At 52.8% G+C, this 25,979-nt stretch carries 28 protein-coding genes; 26 read left to right on the forward strand and 2 right to left on the reverse strand.

Annotated elements, in window-relative coordinates:
- The first annotated feature begins 143 nt into the window (after nucleotides 1-143).
- The 10 genes from LOS79_RS06765 to LOS79_RS06810 all read left to right on the forward strand — a co-directional run bounded on the left by LOS79_RS06765 (nucleotide 144) and on the right by LOS79_RS06810 (nucleotide 8,467).
- The gene (locus LOS79_RS06765) at nucleotides 144-1,115 is read left to right on the forward strand and encodes an AAA family ATPase (protein ID WP_315417245.1); all 972 of its coding nucleotides are present in this window, start codon (nucleotides 144-146) and stop codon (nucleotides 1,113-1,115) included.
- A gap of 35 nt (nucleotides 1,116-1,150) precedes the next feature.
- Nucleotides 1,151-2,440, forward strand: coding sequence for a GTPase HflX (gene hflX / locus LOS79_RS06770; RefSeq protein WP_315417247.1), 1,290 nt, complete (start codon nucleotides 1,151-1,153; stop codon nucleotides 2,438-2,440).
- Between the two features lie 162 nt (nucleotides 2,441-2,602).
- Nucleotides 2,603-3,856: a methionine gamma-lyase family protein gene (locus LOS79_RS06775; protein WP_315417250.1), complete on the forward strand. Its 1,254-nt coding sequence runs from the start codon at nucleotides 2,603-2,605 to the stop codon at nucleotides 3,854-3,856.
- A gap of 677 nt (nucleotides 3,857-4,533) precedes the next feature.
- A complete protein-coding gene (locus LOS79_RS06780) occupies nucleotides 4,534-4,944 on the forward strand; it encodes a MerR family transcriptional regulator (protein WP_019910684.1) in 411 nt (136 codons plus the stop codon).
- 31 nt (nucleotides 4,945-4,975) lie between these two features.
- Complete coding sequence (gene glnA / locus LOS79_RS06785) at nucleotides 4,976-6,304, forward strand: type I glutamate--ammonia ligase (protein ID WP_315417315.1); 1,329 nt, start codon at nucleotides 4,976-4,978, stop codon at nucleotides 6,302-6,304.
- A gap of 152 nt (nucleotides 6,305-6,456) precedes the next feature.
- Nucleotides 6,457-6,690: a hypothetical protein gene (locus tag LOS79_RS06790; protein ID WP_315417318.1), complete on the forward strand. Its 234-nt coding sequence runs from the start codon at nucleotides 6,457-6,459 to the stop codon at nucleotides 6,688-6,690.
- A 44-nt stretch (nucleotides 6,691-6,734) separates the two neighbouring features.
- A complete protein-coding gene (locus tag LOS79_RS06795) occupies nucleotides 6,735-6,998 on the forward strand; it encodes a hypothetical protein (protein WP_315417320.1) in 264 nt (87 codons plus the stop codon).
- A 15-nt stretch (nucleotides 6,999-7,013) separates the two neighbouring features.
- Nucleotides 7,014-7,373: a hypothetical protein gene (locus LOS79_RS06800; RefSeq protein WP_315417323.1), complete on the forward strand. Its 360-nt coding sequence runs from the start codon at nucleotides 7,014-7,016 to the stop codon at nucleotides 7,371-7,373.
- Nucleotides 7,374-7,539: 166 nt separating this feature from the next.
- Nucleotides 7,540-7,761 (forward strand): hypothetical protein, encoded by a 222-nt coding sequence (locus tag LOS79_RS06805; protein ID WP_315417326.1) that lies wholly within the window; start codon nucleotides 7,540-7,542, stop codon nucleotides 7,759-7,761.
- A gap of 142 nt (nucleotides 7,762-7,903) precedes the next feature.
- Nucleotides 7,904-8,467, forward strand: coding sequence for a hypothetical protein (locus LOS79_RS06810; RefSeq protein WP_315417329.1), 564 nt, complete (start codon nucleotides 7,904-7,906; stop codon nucleotides 8,465-8,467).
- A gap of 79 nt (nucleotides 8,468-8,546) precedes the next feature.
- Here the strand turns inward: LOS79_RS06810 and LOS79_RS06815 are convergent, their stop codons facing one another.
- Together LOS79_RS06815 and lexA are read right to left on the reverse strand one after the other, a co-directional pair.
- Nucleotides 8,547-8,885: a L,D-transpeptidase gene (locus tag LOS79_RS06815; RefSeq protein WP_315417332.1), complete on the reverse strand. Its 339-nt coding sequence runs from the start codon at nucleotides 8,883-8,885 to the stop codon at nucleotides 8,547-8,549.
- A 181-nt stretch (nucleotides 8,886-9,066) separates the two neighbouring features.
- Nucleotides 9,067-9,693 carry a transcriptional repressor LexA gene (lexA, locus tag LOS79_RS06820; RefSeq protein WP_315417335.1) on the reverse strand — a complete coding sequence of 209 codons (627 nt, stop codon included), beginning with the start codon at nucleotides 9,691-9,693 and terminating at the stop codon, nucleotides 9,067-9,069.
- 195 nt (nucleotides 9,694-9,888) lie between these two features.
- Here lexA and LOS79_RS06825 point away from each other — a divergent pair, with 195 nt between their 5' ends.
- The 16 genes from LOS79_RS06825 (at nucleotide 9,889) to LOS79_RS06900 (ending at nucleotide 25,967) form a co-directional block, all read left to right on the forward strand.
- Nucleotides 9,889-10,302, forward strand: a complete 414-nt coding sequence (locus LOS79_RS06825; protein ID WP_315417337.1) for a cell division suppressor protein YneA — start codon at nucleotides 9,889-9,891, stop codon at nucleotides 10,300-10,302.
- A gap of 110 nt (nucleotides 10,303-10,412) precedes the next feature.
- Nucleotides 10,413-10,616, forward strand: a complete 204-nt coding sequence (locus LOS79_RS06830) for a DUF896 domain-containing protein (RefSeq protein ID WP_315417339.1) — start codon at nucleotides 10,413-10,415, stop codon at nucleotides 10,614-10,616.
- Between the two features lie 54 nt (nucleotides 10,617-10,670).
- A complete protein-coding gene (locus tag LOS79_RS06835; protein ID WP_315417342.1) occupies nucleotides 10,671-11,198 on the forward strand; it encodes a hypothetical protein in 528 nt (175 codons plus the stop codon).
- A gap of 32 nt (nucleotides 11,199-11,230) precedes the next feature.
- Nucleotides 11,231-12,016, forward strand: coding sequence for an HAD family hydrolase (locus LOS79_RS06840; protein WP_315417345.1), 786 nt, complete (start codon nucleotides 11,231-11,233; stop codon nucleotides 12,014-12,016).
- A gap of 241 nt (nucleotides 12,017-12,257) precedes the next feature.
- Nucleotides 12,258-12,677 carry a FixH family protein gene (locus LOS79_RS06845; RefSeq protein ID WP_315417348.1) on the forward strand — a complete coding sequence of 140 codons (420 nt, stop codon included), beginning with the start codon at nucleotides 12,258-12,260 and terminating at the stop codon, nucleotides 12,675-12,677.
- 178 nt (nucleotides 12,678-12,855) lie between these two features.
- Nucleotides 12,856-16,233, forward strand: coding sequence for a methionine synthase (gene metH / locus LOS79_RS06850; RefSeq protein ID WP_397386780.1), 3,378 nt, complete (start codon nucleotides 12,856-12,858; stop codon nucleotides 16,231-16,233).
- A gap of 189 nt (nucleotides 16,234-16,422) precedes the next feature.
- Entirely contained in the window at nucleotides 16,423-17,373 is a 951-nt protein-coding gene (gene rnz / locus LOS79_RS06855) for a ribonuclease Z (RefSeq protein WP_315422041.1), read from the forward strand.
- A 228-nt stretch (nucleotides 17,374-17,601) separates the two neighbouring features.
- A complete protein-coding gene (locus LOS79_RS06860; protein WP_315417353.1) occupies nucleotides 17,602-18,390 on the forward strand; it encodes a TIGR01457 family HAD-type hydrolase in 789 nt (262 codons plus the stop codon).
- A 47-nt stretch (nucleotides 18,391-18,437) separates the two neighbouring features.
- A complete protein-coding gene (locus LOS79_RS06865) occupies nucleotides 18,438-19,253 on the forward strand; it encodes an Fpg/Nei family DNA glycosylase (protein WP_315417356.1) in 816 nt (271 codons plus the stop codon).
- Complete coding sequence (locus LOS79_RS06870; RefSeq protein ID WP_315417358.1) at nucleotides 19,243-20,097, forward strand: deoxyribonuclease IV; 855 nt, start codon at nucleotides 19,243-19,245, stop codon at nucleotides 20,095-20,097. Before LOS79_RS06865 ends, LOS79_RS06870 begins: the two co-directional genes overlap by 11 nt.
- Nucleotides 20,098-20,108: 11 nt before the next feature.
- Nucleotides 20,109-20,435, forward strand: coding sequence for a cyclic-phosphate processing receiver domain-containing protein (locus LOS79_RS06875; RefSeq protein ID WP_315417360.1), 327 nt, complete (start codon nucleotides 20,109-20,111; stop codon nucleotides 20,433-20,435).
- Complete coding sequence (locus tag LOS79_RS06880) at nucleotides 20,432-20,758, forward strand: thioredoxin family protein (protein WP_315417363.1); 327 nt, start codon at nucleotides 20,432-20,434, stop codon at nucleotides 20,756-20,758. The genes LOS79_RS06875 and LOS79_RS06880 overlap by 4 nt, the downstream gene beginning before the upstream one ends.
- Complete coding sequence (locus tag LOS79_RS06885) at nucleotides 20,758-21,540, forward strand: ABC transporter ATP-binding protein (RefSeq protein ID WP_315417365.1); 783 nt, start codon at nucleotides 20,758-20,760, stop codon at nucleotides 21,538-21,540. The genes LOS79_RS06880 and LOS79_RS06885 overlap by 1 nt, the downstream gene beginning before the upstream one ends.
- A complete protein-coding gene (locus LOS79_RS06890; RefSeq protein ID WP_315417367.1) occupies nucleotides 21,537-22,604 on the forward strand; it encodes an SAM-dependent methyltransferase in 1,068 nt (355 codons plus the stop codon). The genes LOS79_RS06885 and LOS79_RS06890 overlap by 4 nt, the downstream gene beginning before the upstream one ends.
- 122 nt (nucleotides 22,605-22,726) lie before the next feature.
- The gene (locus LOS79_RS06895) at nucleotides 22,727-24,265 is read left to right on the forward strand and encodes a serine/threonine protein kinase (protein ID WP_315417369.1); all 1,539 of its coding nucleotides are present in this window, start codon (nucleotides 22,727-22,729) and stop codon (nucleotides 24,263-24,265) included.
- Nucleotides 24,266-24,410: 145 nt separating this feature from the next.
- Nucleotides 24,411-25,967, forward strand: a complete 1,557-nt coding sequence (locus tag LOS79_RS06900) for an ABC-F family ATP-binding cassette domain-containing protein (protein WP_315417372.1) — start codon at nucleotides 24,411-24,413, stop codon at nucleotides 25,965-25,967.
- Nucleotides 25,968-25,979 lie beyond the last annotated feature (12 nt).

Genomic DNA, 25,979 nt, shown 5'->3' on the forward strand with positions numbered 1-25,979 from the left:
CGCTGAAACGGATACCGTCCTCTTAAGGACGGCGTAGCCGTTTCCACTTGTAACTCTGCTAATTTCCGAAACTGCTAATAACGCCTCTTGTGCCGGAATAGACTGGTTAGAGCAAGTCAGCCCTGTATAATGAGGTGAACAAGGTGAACGGACATGTAGCGGCGGCAAGCGGACGGGATGAAGGCAGACCGTCAAGGCAGATCAATATTGTGCTGAGGAATCAGGAGCCGGCACCGGCGGGCGGTACACCGCTAGAGACCGCCGGCGGGACGGTACCTCCTAAGACCAGCAGCCACAGCGGGCTGTTTCAGGAGCTGAGCCGTGAGCTGGATGCACTGGTGGGTCTTGATAATATCAAAGAGCTGGTCTTTGAGATATATGCCCTGCTGCAGGTAGCCCAGATGCGCAGTGAAGCCGGACTCGCCAGCGGCGGCCAGGCCTATCATATGGTGTTCAAGGGGAATCCAGGCACCGGCAAAACAACGGTAGCCCGGATCGTTGCCAAGCTGTTCCAGCGGATGGGTGTGCTCAGCAAAGGACATCTGATCGAGGTGGAGCGTGCAGATCTGGTGGGTGAATATATCGGGCACACTGCACAGAAGACACGCGATTTGGTCAAAAAGGCGCTGGGCGGCATTCTTTTTATCGATGAAGCCTATAGTCTTGCCCGCGGCGGTGACAAGGATTTCGGCAAAGAGGCTATTGATACACTTGTAAAATCCATGGAAGACCACCGCAGCCAGTTTGTGCTGATTCTGGCCGGCTATTCCGGTGAGATCGATTATTTCCTGATGAGCAATCCGGGGCTTCCTTCACGCTTTCCAATTCAGGTGGAGTTTCCCGACTATACAATTGACCAATTGCTGCAGATAGCCGAGCTGATGGCCAAGGAGCGTGATTATATTCTGATGCCGCAGGCGATACTCAAGCTAAAGCAGCACTTGCTGATTGAGAAAACCGAGAGTCTGCACGCCTTCAGCAACGCGCGTTATGTGCGCAACAGTATTGAAAAGGCGGTCCGCGCCCAGGCTGTGCGGCTGCTGAACCAGTATGAGAGCGCGAGCCCCGGCAAGCAGGAGCTGATGACGCTGCGGACCGAGGATTTCAAGCTGTGAGACATGAATGTACAGAGATGAGGAGTATTTAATTAATGGCAATCACAACACATGATACAGAGACGGATTTGCAGGACCGGGCCATTCTGGTCAGTCTGGTAACCGATAAAATCAAACGTACAGGCATTGACCCTGAGCTGTCGCTTCAGGAGCTGGTTCAGCTGGCTGAAACAGCAGGTGTAGAGGTGCTGGATGTCCTGCGGCAGAATAAAGAAACCCCTGACTCCAAGTGGTTCATCGGTAAAGGGAAGGTTGAAGAGCTGCGGATGGCGGCAGACGGTCTGGGCGCGAATACGGCTATCTTCGATCAGGAGCTGTCCGGAGCACAGGTGCGCAACCTGGAGGAAGCACTGGATCTGAAGATTATTGACCGTACCCAGCTTATTTTGGATATTTTCGCCGGGCGGGCTAAGACCCGGGAGGGCATAATTCAGGTAGAGCTGGCCCAGCTCTCCTATTTGCTGCCGCGTTTATCCGGCCACGGCAAGAATCTGTCCCGCCTGGGCGGCGGGATCGGGACACGCGGTCCCGGGGAGAGCAAGCTGGAGACGGACCGCCGGCATATCCGCGGCCGCATAACCGAGCTGAAGCGCCAGCTTGATGAGGTGGTCAAGACGCGTGAGCTGCACCGCGAACGCCGGCGCAAGAGCGGTGCTGTTCAGGTGGCGCTGGTCGGCTATACCAATGCCGGCAAATCCACGCTGCTGAAGCAGCTGACGGATGCCGATGTGTATATTGAGAACCAGCTGTTCGCAACACTTGACCCCACCTCGCGTGTCCTGCAGCTTCCCGGCGGCAAAGAGGTGGTGCTGACCGATACGGTCGGATTCATCCAGAATCTGCCGCATGATCTGGTTGCTTCATTCCGGGCCACACTGGAGGAAGTGAATGAAGCGAATCTCGTGCTGCATGTAGTCGATTCATCTTCGCCTATGCGGGAGGAGCAGATGGAGGTAGTCGGATCCATTCTGCAGGACCTGGGCGCAGCCGGGAAGCCGCAGATTGTCTTGTTCAACAAGACAGATCTATGCCAGCCGGAGCAGCTGGAGATGCTGCCGGCTGGCCCGGGGTATATGAAGATCAGTGCGTTTAATCCGGACGACCTCACCCGGATTACAGAGATAATCAGTGATGAGCTGGCCGGAGATACCCTGACCTTCCGTATTCCGGGGGACCGTGGAGATCTGTCCTCACTGCTCTACCGGGTGGGCGAGGTGCTGGAGCAGGAATATGATGAGAATGATGTACTCTACAAGGTCCGGCTCAACAAAGAGGATTACGATAAGTGGAGCTATAAGCTTGCGGAATTCGTAGACTCCGAGTGATTCGCCGAATGTGTGTTACCGGATAATCCAAGTCCCTGTATAGCAGTTGTACCGCTTTCGGATGATCCGGAAGAAGGCAGCTGCTGTGCGGGGGCTTAATTTCTTGCGGTAAAGCTTCATCATATGGCAGTTAAATGTAATGTAAGGAGAGGTTAAGGGGAAATGGCAGTATTTGCAGAGGATTTATTACAGGCAGCGGAAGCTGCAGAGCTAGAAATAGAGAAGGCTGTGAAACGTCTCGAAGCAGTTGTAGATCATAATCAGTGGAAGGTTATTGAAGCATTCCAGCGCCAGCATGTCAGCGACTTTCACTTTGCCGGGTCTACCGGGTATGCTTATAACGACCGGGGGCGGGAAGTGCTCGACCTGGTCTATGCTGAAGTATTCGGTGCAGAAGCTGCGCTGGTGCGCCCGCATTTCGCCTCAGGCACACATACCATATCGACCGCACTGTTCGGCGTGCTCCGGCCCGGAGATGAGCTGCTGTACATCACAGGCCGCCCGTACGACACCCTGCATAAGGTAGTAGGCAAGCCGGGTGACGGAACAGGCTCCCTGGCCGACTTCGGCATCACCTACCGCGAGACAGCGCTGGATGCCGGTGGGCGGGTTGACTGGGATGCGGTTGCCGCAGCCATTAATGATCAAACGAAGGTAATCGGAATTCAGCGTTCACGCGGGTATGACTGGCGCTCCTCCTTCACGGTTGCCGAAATCGGAGAAATGGTCACGAAAGTAAAGGCGCTGAAGCCGGGAGTCATCGTATTTGTCGACAACTGCTATGGTGAATTCACGGAGCTGATTGAACCGCCGCAGGCCGGTGCTGACCTTGTTGCCGGCTCGCTGATTAAGAATCCGGGCGGCGGGATTGCCGAGACAGGCGGCTATATCTGCGGCCGTGCCGATTTGGTAGAGCTCGCAGCCTACCGCCTGACAGCCCCGGGCATAGGCGGTGAAGTAGGTGCCATGCTGGGCACTACACGCGGCCTCTATCAGGGGCTGTTCATGGCTCCGCACACGGTAGGACAGGCTGTGAAGGGCAGCATCTTCGCTGCCGCCGTGTTCCAGCGCTGCGGCTTTACGACCAAGCCGGCCTGGGATGAGCCGCGGAGTGATCTGATCCAGGCAGTGTCTTTTGACGGGCCGGAGCATCTGATTGCCTTCGTACAGGGGATTCAGCGTGCGGCTGCTGTAGACAGCCATGTCGTTCCAGAACCTTGGGATATGCCTGGTTATGAGCATCCTGTAATTATGGCGGCAGGTACATTCATACAGGGGGGAAGTCTGGAATTGTCCGCTGATGCACCCATCCGTGCTCCTTACATCGGATATATGCAGGGCGGGTTAACTTACTCTCATGTGAAATATGGCGTGCTGATGGCTCTGCAGAGCATGCGGGAGCGGAACTTACTGTAGTGCAGCACACGTGGTAACGTTATGCTGACATCAAGGCTACAGCAGCTGTGAATATAAAAGAACAGGGTTATAACCGGACGCGCAGCTACGCCGTGTCCGGTTATTTGTCTGGCTAGAATTTATTAGAATCCTCTACTTTCATTGATGCTACCTCACCGCAATGCTTGCATATTGTCAGAATAAGCTTTGATCCAAAGCTGAAAGGTTTATTGAGCGGTCTGACATTGGCGTAACCATCCATTTTACCTTTAACAAAAGTGTTATGTCCGCATGCCTTACAAACTAAGTTGCTATCCTTCATGACAATCACCCCATAGTTGATTTATATAACACTCTACGTGACTCAGCAGGGAAGGGTTTCGCCAGACGGGCAGATCGCTGTAAATGAAATTACAAATTACATGATTTATTTTCATATTTGCGGGGACTCTATCAGGTATAATGACGCGGTATGACTGGAGCTTGCGAAAGGGAGCTGCAGAGCGGGAAACTTTTGCTTATCGCTCGGCCGATGTGATATACTGCGGTAAGCTTAATCCGCGGAACTGACATTCTGTTCACCTAATCTATTCATTATCAGAATAAATCCTGTGAGAAAAACTAACATACCATTGACACGCGAAATAAGGAAATGTACAATGAGATGAGAAAAAGATCATTGGAAGGTTGGATGAGTCATGGGTGATGAAATCCGCAGAAATATGGCATTATTCCCTATAGGAATCGTAATGAAGCTAACCGATTTATCTGCGAGACAAATTCGTTATTATGAGCAGCACAGCCTGATCGTACCTGCACGTACATCCGGTAACCAGCGTTTATTCTCATTTAATGATGTAGAACGTCTGCTGGAGATCAAGGCATTAATTGAAAAAGGTGTAAATATTGCCGGCATTAAGCAGGTAATGAACCCTGTATCGAAGGAATCTGAAGAAGCTACAGTGATTACCCCTGATACTGAAGTAAGGCGCAGAGAGTTGTCTGATTCACAGCTTCACCGTCTGCTTAAGCAGGAACTGGTTTCCGGCAAAAGACCGGGACAAGTGTCTCTGATTCAAGGCGAGCTATCCCGGTTTTTTAATAAATAACTATTAGAGCTGTTGAAAGGGAGAGGGTAACGTGAGTTTTACTAAAGAGGATATCCTGCGCATTGCCAAGGACGAGAACGTCCGGTTTATTCGCCTGCAATTTACCGACTTGCTCGGCACAATTAAGAACGTAGAAATTCCGGTAAGCCAGCTGGAGAAGGCGCTTGACAACAAAATGATGTTCGACGGCTCTTCCATCGAAGGTTATGTCCGTATTGAAGAATCCGATATGTACCTGTATCCTGACCTAAGCACCTGGGTTATCTTCCCTTGGGTTACCGACAGCCGTGTTGCCCGTCTGATCTGTGATGTATACATGCCGGACGGCACACCGTTTGCCGGAGACCCGCGCGGTATCCTCAAACGTTGTCTGCAGGAAGCGGAAGAAATGGGCTTCACTGCAATGAACGTAGGCCCGGAACCGGAATTCTTCCTGTTCAGAACGGATGAGAAGGGCAACCCGACCATGGAACTGAACGATCAGGGGGGATATTTCGATTTGGCGCCGATGGATCTTGGGGAGAACTGCCGCCGCGAAATCGTATTGACCCTTGAGGAAATGGGCTTTGAAGTGGAAGCTTCCCACCATGAAGTTGCTTCCGGCCAGCATGAGATCGACTTCAAATATGCTGACGCCATCAAAGCAGCGGATCAGATCCAGACCTTTAAGCTTGTCGTGAAGACGGTGGCCCGTCAACACGGCCTGCATGCTACATTTATGCCTAAGCCGCTCTTCGGCATGAACGGATCCGGTATGCACGCACACCAATCCTTGTTCAACGGCAGCGAGAACATGTTCTATGACGAAAGCGACACACTGGGCCTCAGCAAGACCGCCCGTTACTATATGGCGGGAATTCTGAAGCATGCCCGCGCTTTTGCAGCTATTACGAATCCGACAGTGAACTCTTACAAACGTCTCGTGCCTGGTTATGAAGCACCTTGCTATGTAGCCTGGTCTGCAAGTAACCGCAGCCCGATGATCCGTATCCCGGCTTCCAGAGGGCTTAGCACCCGCGTTGAAGTCCGTAATCCGGACCCTGCAGCGAACCCTTACCTTGCACTTGCTGTAATGCTGAAAGCAGGTCTCGACGGCATTAAGAACCAGCTGGAGCTTCCGGCTCCAATCGACCGCAACATCTATGTGATGTCCGAAGAAGAGCGGATTGAAGAAGGCATTCCAAGCCTGCCGTCCGATCTGAAGGAAGCACTGAACGAACTGATCCGCAGCCATGTCATCACAGAAGCCCTCGGCGAGCATGCACTGGCCCACTTCTACGAGCTCAAAGAAATTGAGTGGGACATCTACCGGACCCAGGTTCACCAATGGGAAAGAGATCAGTACATGACGCTTTACTAGGATATAGCAGCCCTTGACGCTCTTGCGTCGGGGGCTTTTTTTGTTATCAGACGAAGAAGCATAAGGGGAATGTCTTTTACATATTGTACCAAGTCCGATATAATATACCCTATAGATAAACTTGGGGGGATCAGATGAAGGTCATTTACAGAATGACAGGTATTATTTTTGCAATAATCACTATCGTTTTAGGGTTAACCTCGCTGATTACTAATAATGATACTATAAAGCAAGTTAGTCTTTTTTGGATGCTGGCGGCGATGTGCGGGAGTCTGATTTTCAATGGGCTGCATTACTATGTCAAGGACCGCAATAAACAAGGAATGGTTATGTATGTTACCGGAGGAATTATTCTGATTGTTACAGTGGTAACACAATTCTTATAGCAGCGTCTGGCATACGGCCAAATATATATACATAGAGGTATAAGATGAAGCTTAAAAAAATCGCCATACTTGTAATTATGCTGTTGCTTGTTCTGGTGTGCTCACAGGCCGGGGCTACCGAAGATGGGGGGATATCTGCTGAAACACGGGAGCGGATTTCAGACCAGTACGGGCTGGAATCACCATCGTCTGTACTGCCGTACTGGGCCGGAGCGGACATCGGAACCAGCAGTCCGGTTGATCTAATGTTGCTGATCATCAGGTTCATTGTCAGTCCGCTGACAGTTATGATCCAAGAATTATTATAACAGGAGGGATCACGGATGAATTCACGTTATGATATGCCGCAGACCCGGTACAAGGCGCGTAAGTCGAATTTCCCGAAAGTGCTGCTTGTTCTTATTCTGCTGGCGGCTGCGCTGGCGCTTACTAATCCGGTGAAGAGCGATTTCAGCAAATACGCCCTGAATAATCTGGAGGACTCCATCGGGATCAGTATTGGCGAAGGGGTATCAAGCCTGGTCGGAGAGCCGGTGGTGGAATCTTTTACCCTCCGGGACAATTATATACTGTTCTCTGTATTCAGCCTGCCCGATGTTCAAAACAGTAAGTTTTTAACCGGGGATGTTACAGCAGCTAAAAGGTATCTGGGCCTATTTAAAATCATTTTTATCAAGCTGTGATTAGGGGTTACAGAGTCTTCTGCAATCCGGTGCTGTAGGGGAGATTAGCTTCCGGTGATGTAACTTGCATCCGCCGCGATAACAGTTCCAAAGATAACTGCCAAATCACACAAGCTCCAAAGGCAATCCTTGCATCTCCTATACTATAAAACGTAAAAGAGGTGTAATGATGACGCAAAGAGAACGTAATAGAATTCGTAGAGCGATCAATGCGCTGCTGGCACAAAGAGCGATCCTGCTGGAACAGCTTGAAGAAATCAACGAGAATCTGCGCAGAGTTCCAAGCGGTTCACGTGCCAGAAGAGAGCTGCTGGCGGCCAGGGCTTCGATCCGTGAGGCGATCCGGCTGAATACGATTGCTATCCGTCTGCTCCGCAGTGTGCTGTAATTTTTCGAGGTAAGGCTATATTTGAGACGAGGGCATCCCGCAGGGGATGTCCTTGCTGCGTTGTGCTGGAGGATTCGTTGAGCAGCGCAGTATACGGGAGTATAATGAACGATAGAATCAGTTATGGAAGGTGAATGAGAGAATGGATGATCAATTGCGCAGCCGTCTGGGTCTGCCTGTACTTGAGAATGACCGTGCGGCGGTGCCGGCGGCCGAAGCCACAGCTACAGATATAGAATCCGAACCGGAGATAGCCGGTACAACTGTACTTTATGTGTCCAGAGAGGATGTGGAGCAGGGCAGGCTGGAGAGCTACTTGCGGGAGTTTAAGAAATATGAGAAAAAACGGCTGCAGAGCCGTGTTGTTTTGATTTTTACCGGATATGAGAATGACCGCAGAGAAGTCTATCAGGTGCGCGAAATCACCAATTGGGTGGACCGGCTGCTGAAAAATGTGCCTCATTTGTTCTATTTCCTCAGCAGGGAGAATTATGCGATGCGGATCGCCTTCTTCTGTTTGTCGGAGGTCGTGGGCCGATCCGGTGTTGAAGTGTCCATTACTAAGGAACAAGGGCGCCGGCTGATTGAGAAGGTGACTAAAAGCGCAGTGCTGTATGCCAAAAAAATGAAAGTGTCCCCAGCCGGGCAATGGAAGCTTGCGGAGGATATTCTGGACGAGCTGGGTTATGGCCAGACCCTTCAGTAGATTCAGTAGAATACGAACAAGAACCCCTGTGAGGATGTAAGAAGTCACAGGGGTTCAGCGTTCTTAGGAAGCTGCGAGGCTACTCTCTGATGGTTACACGGGTACCGATTGGGATGATCGCTGCCAGGGCGACTACATCTTCATTATACATGCGGATACAGCCATGTGAGACCATATGGCCGATTGATGCCGGATCATTGGTACCGTGAATTCCGTAATGCGGCTTGGACAGACCCATCCAGAATGCACCGAAGGGTCCGCCGGGATTAGGCTGCTTGTTAATAATCGTATACTCCCCGACCGGTGAAAGTGTCAGCATTCTGCCGATTCCGACCGGGAAACCTCTGGTCACAGTGTCATTGTCAAGCAGGTATAACATACGCTGTGAAAGATCAACAATAATCCGGTAATTGGGCATTGCATTCAGCACTCCTTTGTAATCAGGATATGTGCGGAAGGCTTAACTAGTTCATCGGAAAAAGTGCCCAAAAACACCAATAGGAACATATGATCCCACTAGTGTTTTTGGGCACTTATCCTGAGACAGACAACAGGCTGCTTCGCTTAAAGCGGAGCAGCCTGTTCGTTAATGGGGAGTATTAATGAATATCGCGGAATAATCCGATAACTCTGCCCAGAATGGTTACGCGGTTAAGGCGGAGAGGCTCGTACGCCGGATTCTCCGGCTGCAGGCGGATATGATCACGTTCTTTGTAGAAGGTCTTAACAGTAGCCTCATCCTCTTCGGTCATAGCAACAACGATATCGCCGTTATCAGCAGTCTGCTGCTGGCGGACAATAACATAATCGCCATCCATAATTCCGGCATCGACCATGCTGTCCCCGAGGACAGAGAGCATGAATACCTTGTTATCTCCTACGTAGTGGGTAGGCAGCGGGAAGTAATCTTCAATATTCTCCGTAGCTGTAATGGGAATACCGGCAGTAACCTTGCCCACTACAGGGACGCGGGTAACGGTCTGGACGAATTGATGGACATTCTCTGAATCTTCCTGGCCGAGCAATTCAATAGCACGCGGTTTCGTAGGGTCGCGCCGGATCAGACCCTTCTTCTCCAGACGGTCCAGGTGACCGTGTACTGTAGAACTGGAAGCCAGGCCGACAGCCTCGCCAATTTCCCGGACGGACGGAGGATAACCCTTGCTGCGGACTTCGTTACGTATAAATTCCAGGATCGCCAGCTGGCGACTCGAAATCTTTGACATCGGAATCAACCCCATATACTATGTTTGGGAAAATTATAACATAGAACTGCCGTTCGTACAAACATAAGTTCTAAAAATCTTGTGAACCCAGTAAAAATAAAAGGGAACAATTGTTCGAAAAAACTATTGATCAAAACACATGTTCGTGTTATATTATTTTCGAAAGTAAGAACAAGTGTTTGGAGGATGATGATCATGTTAAAATACAGTACATATAACAGCATCTACAACGAGGATATCAAGGTGTCTGCTCCCGGGAATCCATCTATTTATAATCAAGTGTCCCAGCTTAGAGATCGGATGCTTAAACAGCTTACAGGACTTGCTTTGTTATTCCGCCGGATCAGCTTCATTAAGATTGCTCTTGTTCTAATGCTTGTAGTCTCCGGATTTACTGTTGTCGGGAATGTATTCGCAGGTTCTGTCAGCTCATTGAATCAGGAGAAGCGGGTTGTGGTTGAGCGCGGAGATACGTTATGGAGCATTGCTCTGGAGAACAAGCCTGATGATATGAAGACTGCTGTATATATAGAAGGAATAATGAAGAATAACGGGCTGGAGAACAGCAGAATTAAGGCCGGAGATATACTGACTGTGCCTGTGTATTAACAGATTAGATCATACAGTTAATAGACTCAGAGAGCTTTCAGGGAGTAGACCTTGACAAGCTCTTTTTCTCATGGCAAAGTTAGAATGAATTTAAAGGGGAGGGGAAAGTATTGAATATTGATGAATTGGTCGCCCGTATTAACGAATTAGCACGCAAACAGAAGGAAAGCGGCCTGAATGAGGAGGAACTGGCAGAACGTGCCAAGCTCCGTGAGATTTATCTGGGCAATATCCGGAAGAATTTCCGGGCACAGCTCGATACCATTGAAATTGTGGATGATCCGAGGCATGAAGAAGGCAACAACGGACATTAACTTTAAGTCTGCTGCCTTTTCATAGATAATACAGGATGACTAGGGGGAACTGACATGGCCCGTTCTTGGGAAAGAATGGTTCAACGCAACACCAGGCAAGTTAATCAGCAGCGGAAGAAGCAGGGGAAGGATTCTATTTATTCTTCGAATTCTAAGGCAGCGGCAAAGAGCATTGATATTTTTAAAGGCCGGAATATTGTATTCCCTGTAGTGCTGCTGGCACTGGGTATTATGTTCTGGGTGGTAGGCTCGATCGACGAAACTAAGGGAAGCGGAATTCTCGCCAACTGGCTTGGAGTAGTATTATACTTCCTGCTCGCCGCACTGCTCTTCTTCCGCCGTCCGTTCCTTAAGGTAGAACGTGCCCGTCTCTCTACTATTAAATACAACCGTGAGCGCTGGCTCACAGCGGCAGATATTGAGAAGATTATCGTATCGCGCAGTGTAGTTACCATTAAGCATAAAGCCAAACGCAAACAATGGATTTTCTCCAAGCTGATTAACCGTTATGATACCGCTTCGATGGCTGAACGCCTCGAGCAGTTCGGTAAGAACAATAACATCGAAGTAGTGCACGAGTAGTTAGAGAAACAGCATAGGGAGTGGGAGAACGAATGCCGGTAACCGCCGTATTATTTGACCTTGACGATACACTGCTATGGGATGACCGCAGCGTGGAAGAAGCATTCCGCAGCGCCTCCGAGGCAGCTGGAGCTTCTGTTGATCCGGCCGCACTGGAGGCTGCTGTGCGTAAGGAAGCGCGTGCGCTCTATGAATCCTATGAGACTTATCCGTTCACGAAGATGATTGGTATCAATCCGTTCGAAGCGCTATGGGCTAACTTCACAGCCGGTGAACAGCCGGAATTCCGTCAGCTGGAGCAGCTTGCCCCGGTATACCGTACAGAATCCTGGCGCCGCGGCTTAGCTTGTCTTGGTGTAGACGATGAAGCTCTTGCTGAACGCCTTGCCGCCAAATTTGCCGCAGAACGCCGCAGCCGCCCGTATATCTATGAAGAGACCGTGCAGATCCTGGATGAGCTGCACGGTAAAGTGAAGCTGCTGCTCCTGACGAACGGCTGTCCGGCGCTCCAGCAGGAGAAGCTGGATAGTGTGCCTGAGCTGCTGCCGTATTTCGACCACATTGTCATTTCGGGCAGCTTCGGTAAAGGTAAACCGGACAAGGAAATTTTCGATCATGCGCTTGAACTGCTGGAAATTTCTCCGGAGCAGGGGATAATGGTCGGGGACAAGCTTACGACCGATATTCTCGGCGGACTTGCAGCCGGACTGACAACCGTCTGGATTAACCGTACTGATAAAGCAATTGACCCGGAGATTACGCCGGATTATCAGATCAGCCATCTTTCGGAGCTGTTGCCGCTGGTGCACTCCCTATAACTGTTAGCACTGAAGCCGGTATCCTCTCTAGGGGTGCTGGCTTTTTTGATCTATATGCACTGTTCTTATGTCTTTGACCGCCTGTGTATATGATTATTCTCATATTACCCGGGCAATTTATGAAGCTTATATAAAGCAAGATGAATATATTGTGTATAATAGGGATTGCAGGGTGAATTCTTTGTCAGTCTCAGTCAATATGGTACAGAATCTTTCAACAGAATCGGGAGGAATCCGGATAATGAAGCTGAAGCTGCATACAGGACTGATTTGTATGATTATGGGGATGATGCTGGCCGGTTGTTCAGGGAATCATGAGGAGAACGGGCATATGCAGGCTGCTGCAGATTCCTCCATGACGCCGATCCAGGTGGAGCTTAGCTGGAGCCCTGAAGCCGTAACTGCCGGTGATACCGTAAGTATTAAGGCTGTTGTTACACAGGACGGCCAACCGGTGGATGATGCCAGGGAAGTGCAGTTCGAAATTGCGGGCGGGCCTGATGCAGGAGAGAGTATTGTGCTTGAAGGCAAGGGCAGCGGAGAGGGAGCTTATGGCATTGATCATACGTTCGGGCAATCCGGAAAGTTCACAATTACTTCTCACGTAACTGCACGGACTCAGCATTCTATGCCGAGTAAAGAGCTTGTGGTAGAGCCTTAAGGAAATTGGATAGACGAAATAGCGGTATAATACTAATAATGCAGGGTGGAAAGGAAGGCTTTCCGAATTCCCTTTATTCTGCTAAACTTACTCTAATGTTCGACTAGGGGGATAGAAAGTGGCCAAATTCACACTTGCAGAAAGCTTGCAGCAACGCATATTAATACTAGACGGAGCCATGGGCACTATGATTCAACAGGTGCCGCTTACAGGCGATGATTTCGGCGGAGAAGAGCTGGATGGCTGTAACGAGATGCTGGTGCTTACCCGGCCGGAGGTTATTCAGGATATTCATGAGAAATACCTGGAGGCCGGTGCGGATCTGATTGAGACCAACACCTTCGGCGCCACCTCAGTTGTGCTTGCTGAATATGATATCCCGCAGCGGGCCAGGGAGATTAATCTGGAGGCTGCACGGCTTGCCCGTAATGCCGCTGATAAATATGACACACCTGAACGCCCGCGTTATGTAGTTGGAGCGATGGGGCCGACGACGAAGACGCTCTCAGTTACAGGAGGCGTGACCTTCCAGGAGCTGATAGACAGCTACGAAGAACAGGCTGTTGCGTTAATCGACGGCAAGGTTGATGCGCTGCTGCTGGAAACTTCACAGGACACTTTGAACGTAAAGGCTGGAAGCATCGGCATCCGCAATGCTTTTGCGGCGACCGGAGTTACCTTGCCGGTCATGATCTCGGGAACGATTGAACCGATGGGGACTACTCTCGCGGGGCAGAACATAGAGGCGTTCTACATTTCACTGGAGCATTTGAAGCCGATCTCAATCGGGCTGAACTGTGCAACCGGACCGGAATTCATGCGAGATCACATCCGTTCGCTGTCGGCAATCTCTTCAGCAGCGGTCAGCTGCTACCCGAATGCCGGTCTGCCCGATGAGAACGGGAATTATCACGAATCCCCGGATTCGCTTGCCCTCAAGCTGGCCGGCTTCGCTGAGAAGGGCTGGCTTAATATTGCCGGCGGCTGCTGCGGAACTACTCCGGACCATATCCGGGCAATGGCGGAGACTTTATCTGCATATCCGCCGCGCGGGCTGGACGGAGTACATCCGCCGGCGCTTTCCGGGATTGAGCCTGTGTACATCGAGAGCGATAACCGTCCCTATATGGTCGGTGAGCGGACCAATGTGCTTGGTTCACGGAAATTCAAGCGCCTGATTGTAGAAGGCAAATATGAGGAAGCTTCAGAAATTGCCCGGGCTCAGGTCAAGAGCGGGGCACAGGTGATTGACGTCTGTGTGCAGGACCCGGACCGGGACGAGACTGAGGATATGAAACAGTTCCTGGAGCTGGTAGTGAAGAAGGTCAAGGTGCCGTTGATGATTGATACTACTGATCCGGCGGTTATTGATCTGGCGCTGCAGTATTGCCAAGGGAAGGCGATTATTAACTCCATTAACCTTGAAGATGGTGAAGAGAAATTCGAGCATGTCACGCCGTTGATCCATAAATATGGTGCAGCCATCGTTGTGGGTACAATTGACGAAACCGGCCAGGCTATACTGGCTAAGGACAAGCTGGAGGTTGCCCGGCGCTCTTACGATCTGCTCGTTAACAAATACGGCCTGAATGCAGAGGATCTGATCTTTGACACCCTCGTGTTCCCAGTTGGAACAGGGGATGAGCAATACATTGGTTCGGCTAAAGAAACAATCGAGGGTATCCGCCTCATTAAGCAAGCTATGCCTGCAGTTCATACCATACTGGGGATAAGCAACGTCTCCTTCGGCTTGCCGGAAGCAGGCCGCGAAGTGCTGAACTCCGTTTTCCTCTATGAGTGCACTAAGGCTGGTCTGGATTATGCGATTGTGAACACGGAAAAGGTAGAGCGCTATGCTTCCATTCCGGAAGAGGAACGTAAGCTTGCTGAACAGCTGATCTATAATACCAATGATGCTACCCTGTCAGCGTTTGTAGCGGCCTTCCGCGGCAAGAAGATTGAGAAGAAAGAGAAAATCTCAAATCTGTCACTGGATGAACGCCTTGCCTCTTATGTAGTGGAAGGAACAAAAGAAGGACTGATTCCGGATCTGGATGAAGCTCTGAAGACAGCAAACCCGCTGGAGATCATTAACGGGCCGCTCATGGCAGGCATGTCCGAGGTTGGACGTCTGTTCAATAACAATGAACTGATTGTTGCGGAAGTGCTGCAAAGCGCCGAAGTGATGAAAGCGTCTGTCGGTCATCTAGAGCAGTTCATGAAAAAGGATGAGACCTCGGTGAAGGGGCGGATAATGCTCGCTACCGTTAAGGGTGACGTACATGATATCGGCAAAAATCTCGTCGAGATTATCCTGTCCAACAACGGATACGAGATTGTTAATCTGGGGATCAAGGTACCGCCGGAGAATATTATCGAAGCCTTCCGCAAGGAAAAAGCGGATGCCATCGGCTTATCCGGCCTGCTGGTGAAATCGGCGCAGCAGATGGTGCTGACAGCCCAGGATTTGCGCTCTGCCGGTATTGATGTGCCGATTCTGGTCGGCGGCGCGGCGTTAACGCGCAAATTCACCAAAACGCGGATCCGTCCTGAATATGACGGCCTGGTGCTGTATGCTAAAGATGCAATGGATGGTCTGGATATTGCCAACCGGCTGATGAACCCGGTCGAGCGGGTGAAGATAGAAGAGGAAGTCCGCCTGGAAGCAGAGTCAGCTGTAGCTGTAGCTTCAGAGCAGCCGCTCCCCGAGCTGACGCGTGCTGTACGTTCGAAGATCTCAGCGGATGCGCCGGTATTCACCCCGCCGGATCTGGAGCGTCATGTCCTGCGCAATTATCCGCTGGGGCATATTATTCCTTATGTAAATATGCAGATGCTGCTCGGGCACCATCTGGGTCTGAAAGGCTCGGTTGAGGCCGGACTGGCTGCCAAAGATCCGCGTACAGTAGAGCTTAAGGATACCGTGGATGAGATTCTGCATCAGGCTATGCTGGAAGGGACGATTGTCCCCCATGCGATGTATCAGTTCTTCCCGGCCCAGTCGCGCGGGAATGATATCCTGATCTATGATCCGCAGAATACGGAGCAGCTCCTTCATACCTTCACCTTCCCGCGGCAGAACGTAGAGCCGTACCTCTGTCTGGCTGACTTCCTGAAGCCGGTGGAGAGCGGGATTATGGATTACGTCGGTTTCCTGGTCGTAACTGCCGGACACGGGGTACGTGAACTGTCAACTGAGCTGAAGGAACGCGGCGATTATCTCCGCTCCCATGCCCTGCAGGCTGTAGCGCTTGAGGTGGCGGAAGGCCTGGCGGAACGCGTTCATCATATGATGCGCGATACCTGGGGCTTCCCGGACCCTGCGGATATGACGATGAAGCAGCGGCATGGTGCCCGTTATCAGGGCATCCGTGTCTCCTTCGGATATCCGGCCTGCCCGGATCTTGAGGATCAGGGGCCGCTGTTCAAGCTGATGTCACCGGAGGATATCGGCGTCCAGCTGACCGACGGCTTCATGATGGAGCCGGAAGCCTCGGTATCAGCGATGGTCTTTGCCCACCCGGAAGCACAATATTTCAATGTAGAGAAGCTGTAGGCTGCCAGCCTGCACCGCAATGATTAGAACGGGCTTTGCCCCGACTTAGCGGAAACCTCCCCGTAGCGGGAGGTTTTTTGCACTGAATGAATTGGTATGTTTGTGGGACATAACAGAATAGAATTCGTGTCATTGCAGCCGTAATGTTACAATGTAGCTATTGCAAAAAGAGAAGGAAGGAGGGATATGATGGAATTATATTTTTTGGGAACGAATGCCGGGGTTCCGACACTCCAGCGCAATGTGACCTCGATTGCCCTCAGGCTGCTTGAAGAACGGCGCACGTTCTGGATGTTCGACTGCGGCGAAGGCACCCAGCATCAGGTACTCCGTTCGCCGCTGCGGCTAGGTAAGCTGGAGAAGCTGTTTATTACCCATCTGCACGGTGACCACCTGTTTGGCCTTCCGGGTCTGCTGTCCAGCCGGGGATATCAGGGCGGAATAGCTCCGCTGACGGTGTACGGGCCTCCAGGACTGAAGGCGTATCTGGATATTTCGCTGTCAGCCAGCCAGTCGCGTATCCCTTATAAGCTAGAGGTTGTCGAGCATACCGGAGGTCTGATCTTTGAAGATGAGACGTTTAAGGTAGAAGCCGGGCTGCTGGAGCATAGAATCGACAGCTACGGATACCGGGTCACCGAGAAGGACAGCCCGGGAAATCTTAATGCTGAGCTGCTTAGAAGCTATGGCCTGAAGCCGGGCCCGCTCTACGGAAGGCTGAAGAAGGGTGAGGATATTACCCTGGAGGACGGGACTTTGATTAAGGCGGCGGATGTAATTCATGCACCCAAGCGCGGCCGGATCATAACGATTCTTGGTGATACCCGGACCTGTCCCGGCGCCCTGCCGCTGGCGCTTGATGCGGATCTGATTGTTCACGAGGCAACCTTTGCCCATGATTTGGCTGAAATGGCTTATCAGTATCATCATAGTACAGCACGCCAGGCGGCGGAATTGGCACGTGATGCCGGCGGCAGAGAGCTGCTGCTGACCCATTTCAGTTCCAGATATACTTCACAGGAGGAATTAATTCCGCTGCTGGAAGAAGCACAGGCAATTTTTCCGGCCACACTGCTGGCGGAAGAATTTTGTACGTTCCCTGTACTCCGCAGAAATCCGGGAAACCGCTCCGGGGAATAAATTATTTTCCGGGAAAGCGCAGGAAATGACAGTGCGAGCCAAAAAGAGCTTGCCGGTACGGCGGTTCGCTATCGTTCGACGAAGTATGTTAAATTTAAAGGAACACACGGGGATTATGATTAGCTGACAACAGGCTGTTCTCCGGGAAATATCCGGGCTTAACTACTGTTCATGACGTTAATTGTATAGATCCCGCAACAATAATAATCGGAATCTGCAGGGGGAGTTATGAATAATATCGGAGGTTTGTTAATCGATCTGGACGGAACGCTCTATCACGGCAGGCACATGATTCCTGATGCGGATAAGCTGATCGCTGCGCTCAGGAAAGCGGAAATCCCGTTCCTGTTCGTGACGAACAATTCCTCGCGGACCGCAGCAAGTGTGGCAGCGCATTTGCGGGAAATGGGCATTGATGCCAATCCGGAAGAAGTATGTACTTCGTCGCTTGCTGCTGCTCGTTATGTTGCTGAGGAATCCCCGGGAGCGGCTGTGGCAATTATTGGGGAAGAGGGATTGCTTCAGGCCTGTACCGAAGCCGGGCTAACGATTGTGACGGAGAAGCCGCAGTATGTGGTGCAGGGAATCGACCGGTCCTTTACATATGAATCACTGGCCAGAGCTTCGCGCTGGATCCGTGAAGGAGCCAGATTCGTGCTGACGAATCCGGATGTAATGCTGCCCTCTGACGACGGGATTACGCCGGGTGCCGGGACGCTTGCTGCTGCAATTGAGGCTGCGAGCGGGGTCCCGCCGGTGGTGATCGGCAAACCGGAATCCCATCTCGTTGCCTATGCGACCTCGCTGCTTGGCATCAAGCCGGAGGAAGCCGTTATGGTCGGGGATAATATGCGGACCGATATTTCAGCCGGCGCCCATGCAGGCTGCCGCACAGTACTCGTGCTTACGGGCCTGACTACCCGGGATAACCTGGAAGACTATCAGCGACTCACCGGGGTTAAGCCGGATGAAATTTGTGCCGATTTAGCTGAACTTATGGTACTGCTCGGTGTATAATGACAAAGGTATGAGCATTTTACCAACCTGGAAGGGAAGATAACAATATGCCGGAACTACCGGAAATGGAGAATTACCGCAGGCTGCTAAGCCAGCATATTATAAATGTTCCGATTACGGGAGTAACCGTAAACCGCGAAAAGACGATTAACATGGAGACAGCAGAGTTCGTGAATGCTCTGGTCGGTGCACGGATTGTCTTTGTAGAACGCCGGGCCAAGCATATCCTGTTTCATCTGCATGACGGAAGAAGACTGCTGCTCCATCTGATGCTGGGCGGGTTATTATTCTACGGCACGGAAGAGGAGCGTCCGGACCGCACAACCCAGGTTGAGCTTGCTTTCGGAGATAAGATCCTGTACTTCATGGGCCTGCGGCTTGGATATCTGCATCTGCTGTCCGTGAAGGAGGGAGAAGCGGCCATGGGCAAGCTCGGGCCGGAACCGCTGGACCGCAGAATGACGGCGGAGCGCTTCGCGGGACTGCTCAAGGGGCGGCGCGGGGCACTGAAGAGCCTGCTCGTTAATCAGCAGGTGATGGCCGGAATCGGCAACTGCTATGCTGACGAAATTGCCTTTGAAGCACGGCTGCTGCCGTCAGCGCAGGTGCAGAACCTGACCCTGGAAGCGGTGAACCGGCTCTACGCCAGTATACGCAAGGTGCTGGAGGAAGCGACCGAGATCGGCGGATATATGGAAATGCCGTTCATAACCGGAGACACCGTAACCGGTTCATATAATGATGCCTGTAAGGTGTATGACCGGGAAGGCGAGCCGTGCCTGCGCGGCGGGGGAACGATTGTAAAGACAGAGCAGTCCGGACGCAAAGTATTTTATTGCCCGGATTGCCAGCATGAAGTTTAGCCCTTACATCGGGGCGCATGTCAGCATACGTGGCGGGTACGGGCAGGCTGCCCGGTCCGCCCGGGAGAGCGGTGCGGCATGCTTTCAATATTTTCCGAAAAATCCGCGCAGCCTGAAGCTGAAGCCGGTAGATTACCGTGATGCTGAGAGCTGCGCCGCATACTGCCGCGAGCAGGGGATGGTCTCAATTGGCCATAGCGCGTATCCGACCAATCTGGCGGCTGCTCCGGAGGACCGGGAGGTCATGACTGCCTCATTGCGCAATGATCTGGAAATTGCCGAAGCGTGCGGTTCGCTTGGCATTGTGGTGCATTTTGGGCATTTTGCCGGAATGGAGCCATTACAAGGTTATCAAAATATTATACAATGTATAAATGATACACTGGCAGACTGGCACGGGCAGAGCAAGCTGCTGATCGAGAATATGGCAGGCAACCAGGGCCGGGAAGGAATGACGCTGGAGGAGCTGGTCAAAATCCGTGAGCTGAGCCGTAATCCGGAGAAGATCGGCTTCTGCTTCGATACCTGCCACGCCTTTGCCTCCGGCATCTGGAATCCGCTGCACACGGGTGCATTCCTTAAGCGCGGTTCTAAGCTGGGATTTTGGGACAACCTGGTCGCAGTACATCTGAATGATTCCCGTTATCCCTGCGGTGCAAGACGCGACAGGCATGCCGGAGTCGGACAAGGCCATATCGGCAGTGCGGCGCTGCAGGAGCTTGTAACCTTAATTCCGGTAAGCAGGCCGGTATTTGTCATGGAAACGGAAAAAGGGCCGGACGGCACGCACCGGACGGAAATAGCACTTGTGCGGAAATGGTTTGAGGCGGGGGATGAACAGTGATGCATATATATATGGATGATTTGCGGCGCCGTCCTGCAGGATTTGTGTTAGCCAGAACTACCGAAGAATGCCTGCTGCTGCTGCGGAGCGGTCCGGTTGATATTTTGTCGCTGGATTATGATATGGGGCCGGAGGATTTCAGCGGTGCTGAAGTGGCTAAACGGATTGTACTGGAGGCACTCTTTCCCCGGGAAATCTATCTGCATACCTCAAGCCCGCAAGGACTTCAGGAAATGTACGGCATTCTGTATCATGCGCTGCCAGCAGGCACACTGCTGCATCATGGTCCGCTCAGCTTCGGGCGGCTGCAGGAAATCGCCGCAGGTGCAGAGCAGTGATCCGGGAGCTGGAACAGGCTGAACTGCTGGAGCTGCTCGGTACACATGGCCAGCCACTCGTTGTATTCTTATATACTCCGCTGTGCGGGACCTGCAAGGCAGCCCGGCGCATGCTGGAGGTCGCCCGGCATCTGCTGCCGCCCGAGCTGAATATTGCCGGGGGCAACGTGAACAGGCTCCCGGAGCTGGTGAAGACTTACCGGATCTCCAGTGTGCCTGCACTGCTGGCAGTGCCTGCAGACCGGGCAGCCCGGCCGGAAATTCTATATTCATTCGGCTCTGTAGAACGGGTGCTGGATTACATAAGGAGAGTGACCTCATAATGATATCTTTACAACATCTTTCCCTGCGCAGGGAGCAAAGCCAGATTCTTGATGATGTATCGCTGGAAATGAAGCAGGGGGAGAACTGGGTTATTCTCGGACGCAACGGCTCCGGCAAAACAACTTTGCTGGAAATGATGACCGGTTACCTGTTTCCAAGTAAAGGCTCGGTCGAGGTGCTGGGCTATAAATACGGACAGTGTGATTTGCGCGAGGTGCGCAAGGAGATCGGTTATATCGGTCCTTCCCTGATGGAAAAGCTCTCACTGAGCGATCCTGTATGGGAGGTTGTCGCTACCGGAGCCTATGCATATTTGCGTTTCTACCAGGCGATTCCGCAGGCAGTGCAGGACCAGGCGCTGCGCCTGCTCGCTGATATGAATCTTGGTGAGCTGGCGTATCATCCGTTCGGGACGCTGTCCCAGGGCGAACGCAAGAAAGCGATGCTGGCACGCTGTCTGATGGCGAATCCCAAGCTGCTGATCATGGACGAGCCATGTGCGGGACTTGATTTGTATGAGCGGGAGAAAATGCTGGCGGAGATTGACAAGCTGAAGCAGCGGAATGTTGCAGTTGTCTACGTAACCCATCATGTGGAAGAAATTGTACCGCTCTTCACGCATGTGGCGCTGATCCGTGACGGGAAGCTGGCGGGAGCCGGCCCCAAGGAGGAAGTGCTGACCCAGGATATGCTGAAGGCCACCTTCGATATTCCCGTGGATGTAGAATGGGCTGACGGCCGTCCCTGGATTAAAATTAGATCTGGAGGCACACAGAGTTGAACGATTTTATTGAAGAAGAACGGGAGCAGAATGCGGCTCCGCAAGAAAAAGTTATTTCCAGATATATCTGTACGGCGAATCATGGTTTCGCCCCCTATGCCCAGGAGGAGCTCCGCCGGCTGTTCGGCGCGGTGAAGAGCACGCTGCTGCTGCCGGGCGAGGTGTTCCTGGCTACGCTTGAGACGGAGCCGGAAGAGGTTGCCAGGCTGCTGGCCCAGAGTCCGCCGATCTTCCTGCGCCATATTCAGCCCGTACAGTTCCAGGATACAGGGGACGCATCCGCTCTTGACCGGCTTGCTGTGTATTTAAGCCGGCGTAAGGAGCTGGAAGGCGAGCGGGTGTCGCTGCATGTCCGCAAGGGCGGGACCTCCTTTTGGGAAGACAGTCCGGGCGAGCTGCGTGAGTGGCTGCAGGCCAGGCTGGAGGGCCTGGGCGCTGAGTTCACCGTGCAGGAGCCGGCTTGGATAGTCTCCGTATACGCTGACGGAGACGCGCTGTACGCCGGTGCCTCCCGGCCGGAGGAGAACCTCTCCAGCTGGAACGGCGGCATGATCCGCTTCCGTAAAGAGGATGGCCAGATATCGCGGGCCAAATTCAAGCTGATGGAAGCGGAGAAGGAATTCGCGATTCCCTTCAGCAGCTTCAGCAGTGCGGTCGATATCGGCGCTTCCCCGGGCGGCTGGACCTCCTTCCTGCTGGAGCGCGGCCTGAAGGTTACCGCAGTTGATCCGGCGCTGATGCATGAATCACTGCGCAAGCATCCGGGACTGAAGATTCTGCGGAAGAATGCCGGTGAGGTCAAATTCCGAGAGAATGAATTCGATCTGCTCGTCTGTGATATGAGCTGGAGTCCGAAGCTGATGGCGAAGCTGGTATCTGGTCTGCTGCACAGTCTGACTCCGGGCGGCACAGCGGTTGTCACCGTGAAGCTGATGCACAAGAAGCCGCTGGCGGTCATCAAGGACATAATCGCCATGTTCGAAGGGGAGCGGATGCAGATCCAGCGGGCGAAGCAGCTGTTCCATAACCGGGACGAAATTACACTTTATATGATTAAATATTAATAAGGTTTATCAAGGGAAAGCATCCCGTGATCTGCACCGCCGGCATTCTGCCGGGCTGAGGTGCGGCAGCGGGTGCTTTCCTTTTTTTTATAAGCTGAAGCTTAAGCAGGGAGGAAAACAGGATGAAGAATACAGGCAAACTGACAGCTGGGCAAATTCTTGGAGGACGTTATGGTATAACCGTTCTTATCGGCACGGGCGGCATGAGCCGTGTCTACCTGGCTGAGGATTTGAGGCTGCCGGGCAAACGGTGGGCAGTGAAAGAAAGTGTGATTCAGGAAGGCGGATACAGCGCCGGGGCGGTCACAGCGGAGGCGGAGCTGCTGCTGTCGCTGAACCATCCGCGGCTGCCGCGGATCGGCGATTTCTTCCCGCCGGACCGGGAGGGCTATTGTTATCTGGTCATGGATTATATCGAAGGGCTGACCCTGCAGCAAGCTATGGAGGAGCATCCGGCTGCTCTGCCCGGGACAATGCTGCTAAGCTATGCCCGGCAGCTGCTGGAGGTGCTGCAGTACTTGCACAGCCATGAGCCTCCGGTTATCTACCGTGATCTGAAGCCCGCGAACATTATGCTGAATCAGCAGCATGAGCTGATGCTGATCGACTTCGGGATCGCCCGCAAGCTGAGGAGCGGAGCGGGCGAGGACACGGAGAAGCTCGGCACCGCGGGCTTCGCTGCCCCGGAGCAGTACGGGGGCGGCCAGAGCAGTCCGCGCTCCGATCTCTATGGGCTGGGAGCGCTGCTGCTCTATCTGGCTACCGGCGGCAGGTATAGCCGCTGGCAGCCGGGAATGGAACGGAAGCTGCACGGCAGCCTTCCGGACCGCATGATTCCGGTGATCAGGCGCCTGCTGCGCCATCATCCGGAGGAGCGCTATGCCAGCGCCGCAGAGGTGCTGGCAGCGCTTGCGCCGCTCACGCAGGAAGCGGCGCCGGCTAAGGCTGCCCATGCCCTGCGGGGACATGGGCAGCCAGCACGGCCGCAGGCCTACCCGTCTCCGCCGGAGACGGCGGTTGCGGCCGTGCTGGGCGTGGCCCAGGGACTGGGGGCCACGCATACTTCCCTGGCCGTCAGCAGCTGGCTGGCGCGGACCGGCCGTACTGCCTGGGCGGAATGCAGCCCGGGGGCGCAGGCATTTAATGCCATTAAGAGCCTCGCTTGCGATGCGGTGGAGCTAAGCGGCATCGCGGGCCAGCGGGAGCAGGAGCAGCCCTTCACCTGGGGCGGCGTGGATTACTGGAAGCTGAATCCCGGGGACGGCCTGCCGGAGCGGCCGGATGCGGCATACAGCTTCATCGTCCTGGATCTGGGGACCGGCGGCTATGAAGCGGCGCCGGCCTTCTTCGCAGGCAGCGATCATCCTATTCTCGTCGCCTCCGGTGCGGAGTGGCGGCTGGAGGAGCTGCTGCACTGGCTGCGCCGGCGCGGGCTTACCCCGCAGCCGGACTGGACCGTCTGCCTGCCGCTGGCTGAAGCGCAGACAGTGTCGCTGCTGTCCGCACTGCTGGGAGGCGCCGATGTGCGCAGCCTGCCGGTGCAGCCGGACCCTTTTGCGCCAAAAGGGAAGCTTGTTCAGGCCGTTAAGGAACTGTTCAATCAGCGTGCCGGCAGCCGGTTGTTTGCGAAAAACAATCATAAATTTCAGAAAAGAAGCTGAAATTATTAATTTTCATCACTCATTTTACCTTCTTTAGGCTTAATTACTATTCCGGTGCGGCCTTTAGGTATGCTAGAATGGAGCGATGTATGTGTTTATGAATTTTGAAATTTTATATATATAGACAGGAGCTAGCAGAGAAATTATGAGTTTACTTACTGTAGAAGACGTTTCCCATAACTTTGGGGACCGGGTATTGTTCAAGGATGTTTCGTTCCGTTTGCTGGACGGGGAGCATGTAGGCATTGTTGGAGCGAATGGCGTAGGCAAATCGACGCTGATGAATATTTTGACCGGCAAATTATTGAAGGACAGCGGCAAAGTCGAATGGACCCCGCGTGTCCGTTACGGTTATCTGGACCAGCATACACTGCTGACAGCAGGCAAAACAGTGCGGGATGTATTACGCGATGCCTTCCTGCCGCTGCTGGAGCTGGAGAAGGAGATGCTGGCAATCACCGATAAGATGGGTGAGGCGTCTCCGGAGGAGCTGGAGGAGCTGCTGGAGCAGATGGGGGAAATCCAGGAGCAATTAGAGATCGGCGACTTCTATCTGATTGATGTGAAGGTGGAGGAAATGGCCAATGGCCTTGGCCTGTCTGTAATCGGGCTGGACCGGGATGTAACCTCTCTGAGCGGGGGGCAGCGGACCAAGGTCCTGCTGGCCAAGCTGCTGCTGGAGAAACCGAATGTACTGCTGCTCGATGAGCCGACCAACTATCTCGATGTGGAGCATATCGACTGGCTGACGAATTATCTGAAAAATTATCCGTATGCATTCATGCTGATCTCCCATGATACGGAATTCATGAATAAAATCGTGGATGTGATCTACCATCTGGAATTCTCCAAGCTGACCCGCTATACGGCGAATTATGAGAAGTTCCTCGAAATGGCCGGGATGAATAAAGCACAGCATATCGACGCCTACGAGAAGCAGCAGGAGTATATCAAAAAGCAGGAAGACTTCATTCAGCGCAACAAAGCACGGGCATCAACCTCAGGCCGGGCCAAAAGCCGCGAGAAGCAGCTCGGGCGGATTGAACGGATTGACCGTCCGGAAGAGGCGGTGAAGCCTTCCTTCAGTTTCAAGGAGAGCCGGGCCAGCGGGAAGACGGTATTTGAGGGTGTTGATTTCGAGATCGGTTATGACCGTCCCCTCTTGCCTGGCAAGCTGAATATGATCATTGAACGCGGCGAGAAGATTGCGATTGTCGGTTACAACGGAGTCGGCAAATCGACGCTGCTCAAAACGATCCTTGGCGTAATTCCGACCTTCAGCGGCAAAACCTTTCTTGGTGATTATCTGAGTTCAGCGTATTTCCAGCAGGAGGTAAAGGCAGAGAATATTACACCGATTGACGATGTATGGAATGAATTCTCCGGCCTTACCCAGAATGAGGTGCGCGGACATCTCGCCCGCTGCGGGCTTAAGAACGAGCATATTACCCGTCCGCTCAGCATGCTCAGCGGGGGAGAGCAGGCCAAGGTGCGCCTGTGCAAGCTTATGATGCGCGAGAGCAACTGGATTTTGTTCGATGAGCCGACGAACCACCTGGATATTGTGGCTAAGGCAGAGCTCAAACGGGCCTTGCAGGAATATAAAGGTACCATTTTGCTGGTCTCCCATGAGCCGGAGTTTTATGAGGATTGGGTGACCAAGGTGTGGGATGTTGAGCAGTGGTCGGCTCAAACTGTATAACTGGGACAGGGG

This window comes from Paenibacillus sp. MMS20-IR301 (genome assembly GCF_032302195.1).
Classification (GTDB): domain Bacteria; phylum Bacillota; class Bacilli; order Paenibacillales; family Paenibacillaceae; genus Paenibacillus_AQ.

Coding starts and splice junctions, on each gene's coding strand:
- hflX (WP_315417247.1), top strand. CDS start 1,151: ATGGCAATCACAACACATGATACAGAGACGGATTTGCAGGACCGGGCC.
- LOS79_RS06775 (WP_315417250.1), top strand. CDS start 2,603: ATGGCAGTATTTGCAGAGGATTTATTACAGGCAGCGGAAGCTGCAGAG.
- LOS79_RS06780 (WP_019910684.1), top strand. CDS start 4,534: ATGGGTGATGAAATCCGCAGAAATATGGCATTATTCCCTATAGGAATC.
- LOS79_RS06790 (WP_315417318.1), top strand. CDS start 6,457: ATGACAGGTATTATTTTTGCAATAATCACTATCGTTTTAGGGTTAACC.
- LOS79_RS06795 (WP_315417320.1), top strand. CDS start 6,735: ATGAAGCTTAAAAAAATCGCCATACTTGTAATTATGCTGTTGCTTGTT.
- LOS79_RS06800 (WP_315417323.1), top strand. CDS start 7,014: ATGAATTCACGTTATGATATGCCGCAGACCCGGTACAAGGCGCGTAAG.
- LOS79_RS06805 (WP_315417326.1), top strand. CDS start 7,540: ATGATGACGCAAAGAGAACGTAATAGAATTCGTAGAGCGATCAATGCG.
- LOS79_RS06810 (WP_315417329.1), top strand. CDS start 7,904: ATGGATGATCAATTGCGCAGCCGTCTGGGTCTGCCTGTACTTGAGAAT.
- LOS79_RS06815 (WP_315417332.1), bottom strand. CDS start 8,885: ATGCCCAATTACCGGATTATTGTTGATCTTTCACAGCGTATGTTATAC.
- lexA (WP_315417335.1), bottom strand. CDS start 9,693: ATGTCAAAGATTTCGAGTCGCCAGCTGGCGATCCTGGAATTTATACGT.
- LOS79_RS06825 (WP_315417337.1), top strand. CDS start 9,889: ATGTTAAAATACAGTACATATAACAGCATCTACAACGAGGATATCAAG.
- LOS79_RS06835 (WP_315417342.1), top strand. CDS start 10,671: ATGGCCCGTTCTTGGGAAAGAATGGTTCAACGCAACACCAGGCAAGTT.
- LOS79_RS06840 (WP_315417345.1), top strand. CDS start 11,231: ATGCCGGTAACCGCCGTATTATTTGACCTTGACGATACACTGCTATGG.
- LOS79_RS06845 (WP_315417348.1), top strand. CDS start 12,258: ATGAAGCTGAAGCTGCATACAGGACTGATTTGTATGATTATGGGGATG.
- metH (WP_397386780.1), top strand. CDS start 12,856: ATGGGCACTATGATTCAACAGGTGCCGCTTACAGGCGATGATTTCGGC.
- rnz (WP_315422041.1), top strand. CDS start 16,423: ATGGAATTATATTTTTTGGGAACGAATGCCGGGGTTCCGACACTCCAG.
- LOS79_RS06860 (WP_315417353.1), top strand. CDS start 17,602: ATGAATAATATCGGAGGTTTGTTAATCGATCTGGACGGAACGCTCTAT.
- LOS79_RS06865 (WP_315417356.1), top strand. CDS start 18,438: ATGCCGGAACTACCGGAAATGGAGAATTACCGCAGGCTGCTAAGCCAG.
- LOS79_RS06870 (WP_315417358.1), top strand. CDS start 19,243: ATGAAGTTTAGCCCTTACATCGGGGCGCATGTCAGCATACGTGGCGGG.
- LOS79_RS06875 (WP_315417360.1), top strand. CDS start 20,109: ATGGATGATTTGCGGCGCCGTCCTGCAGGATTTGTGTTAGCCAGAACT.
- LOS79_RS06885 (WP_315417365.1), top strand. CDS start 20,758: ATGATATCTTTACAACATCTTTCCCTGCGCAGGGAGCAAAGCCAGATT.
- LOS79_RS06895 (WP_315417369.1), top strand. CDS start 22,727: ATGAAGAATACAGGCAAACTGACAGCTGGGCAAATTCTTGGAGGACGT.
- LOS79_RS06900 (WP_315417372.1), top strand. CDS start 24,411: ATGAGTTTACTTACTGTAGAAGACGTTTCCCATAACTTTGGGGACCGG.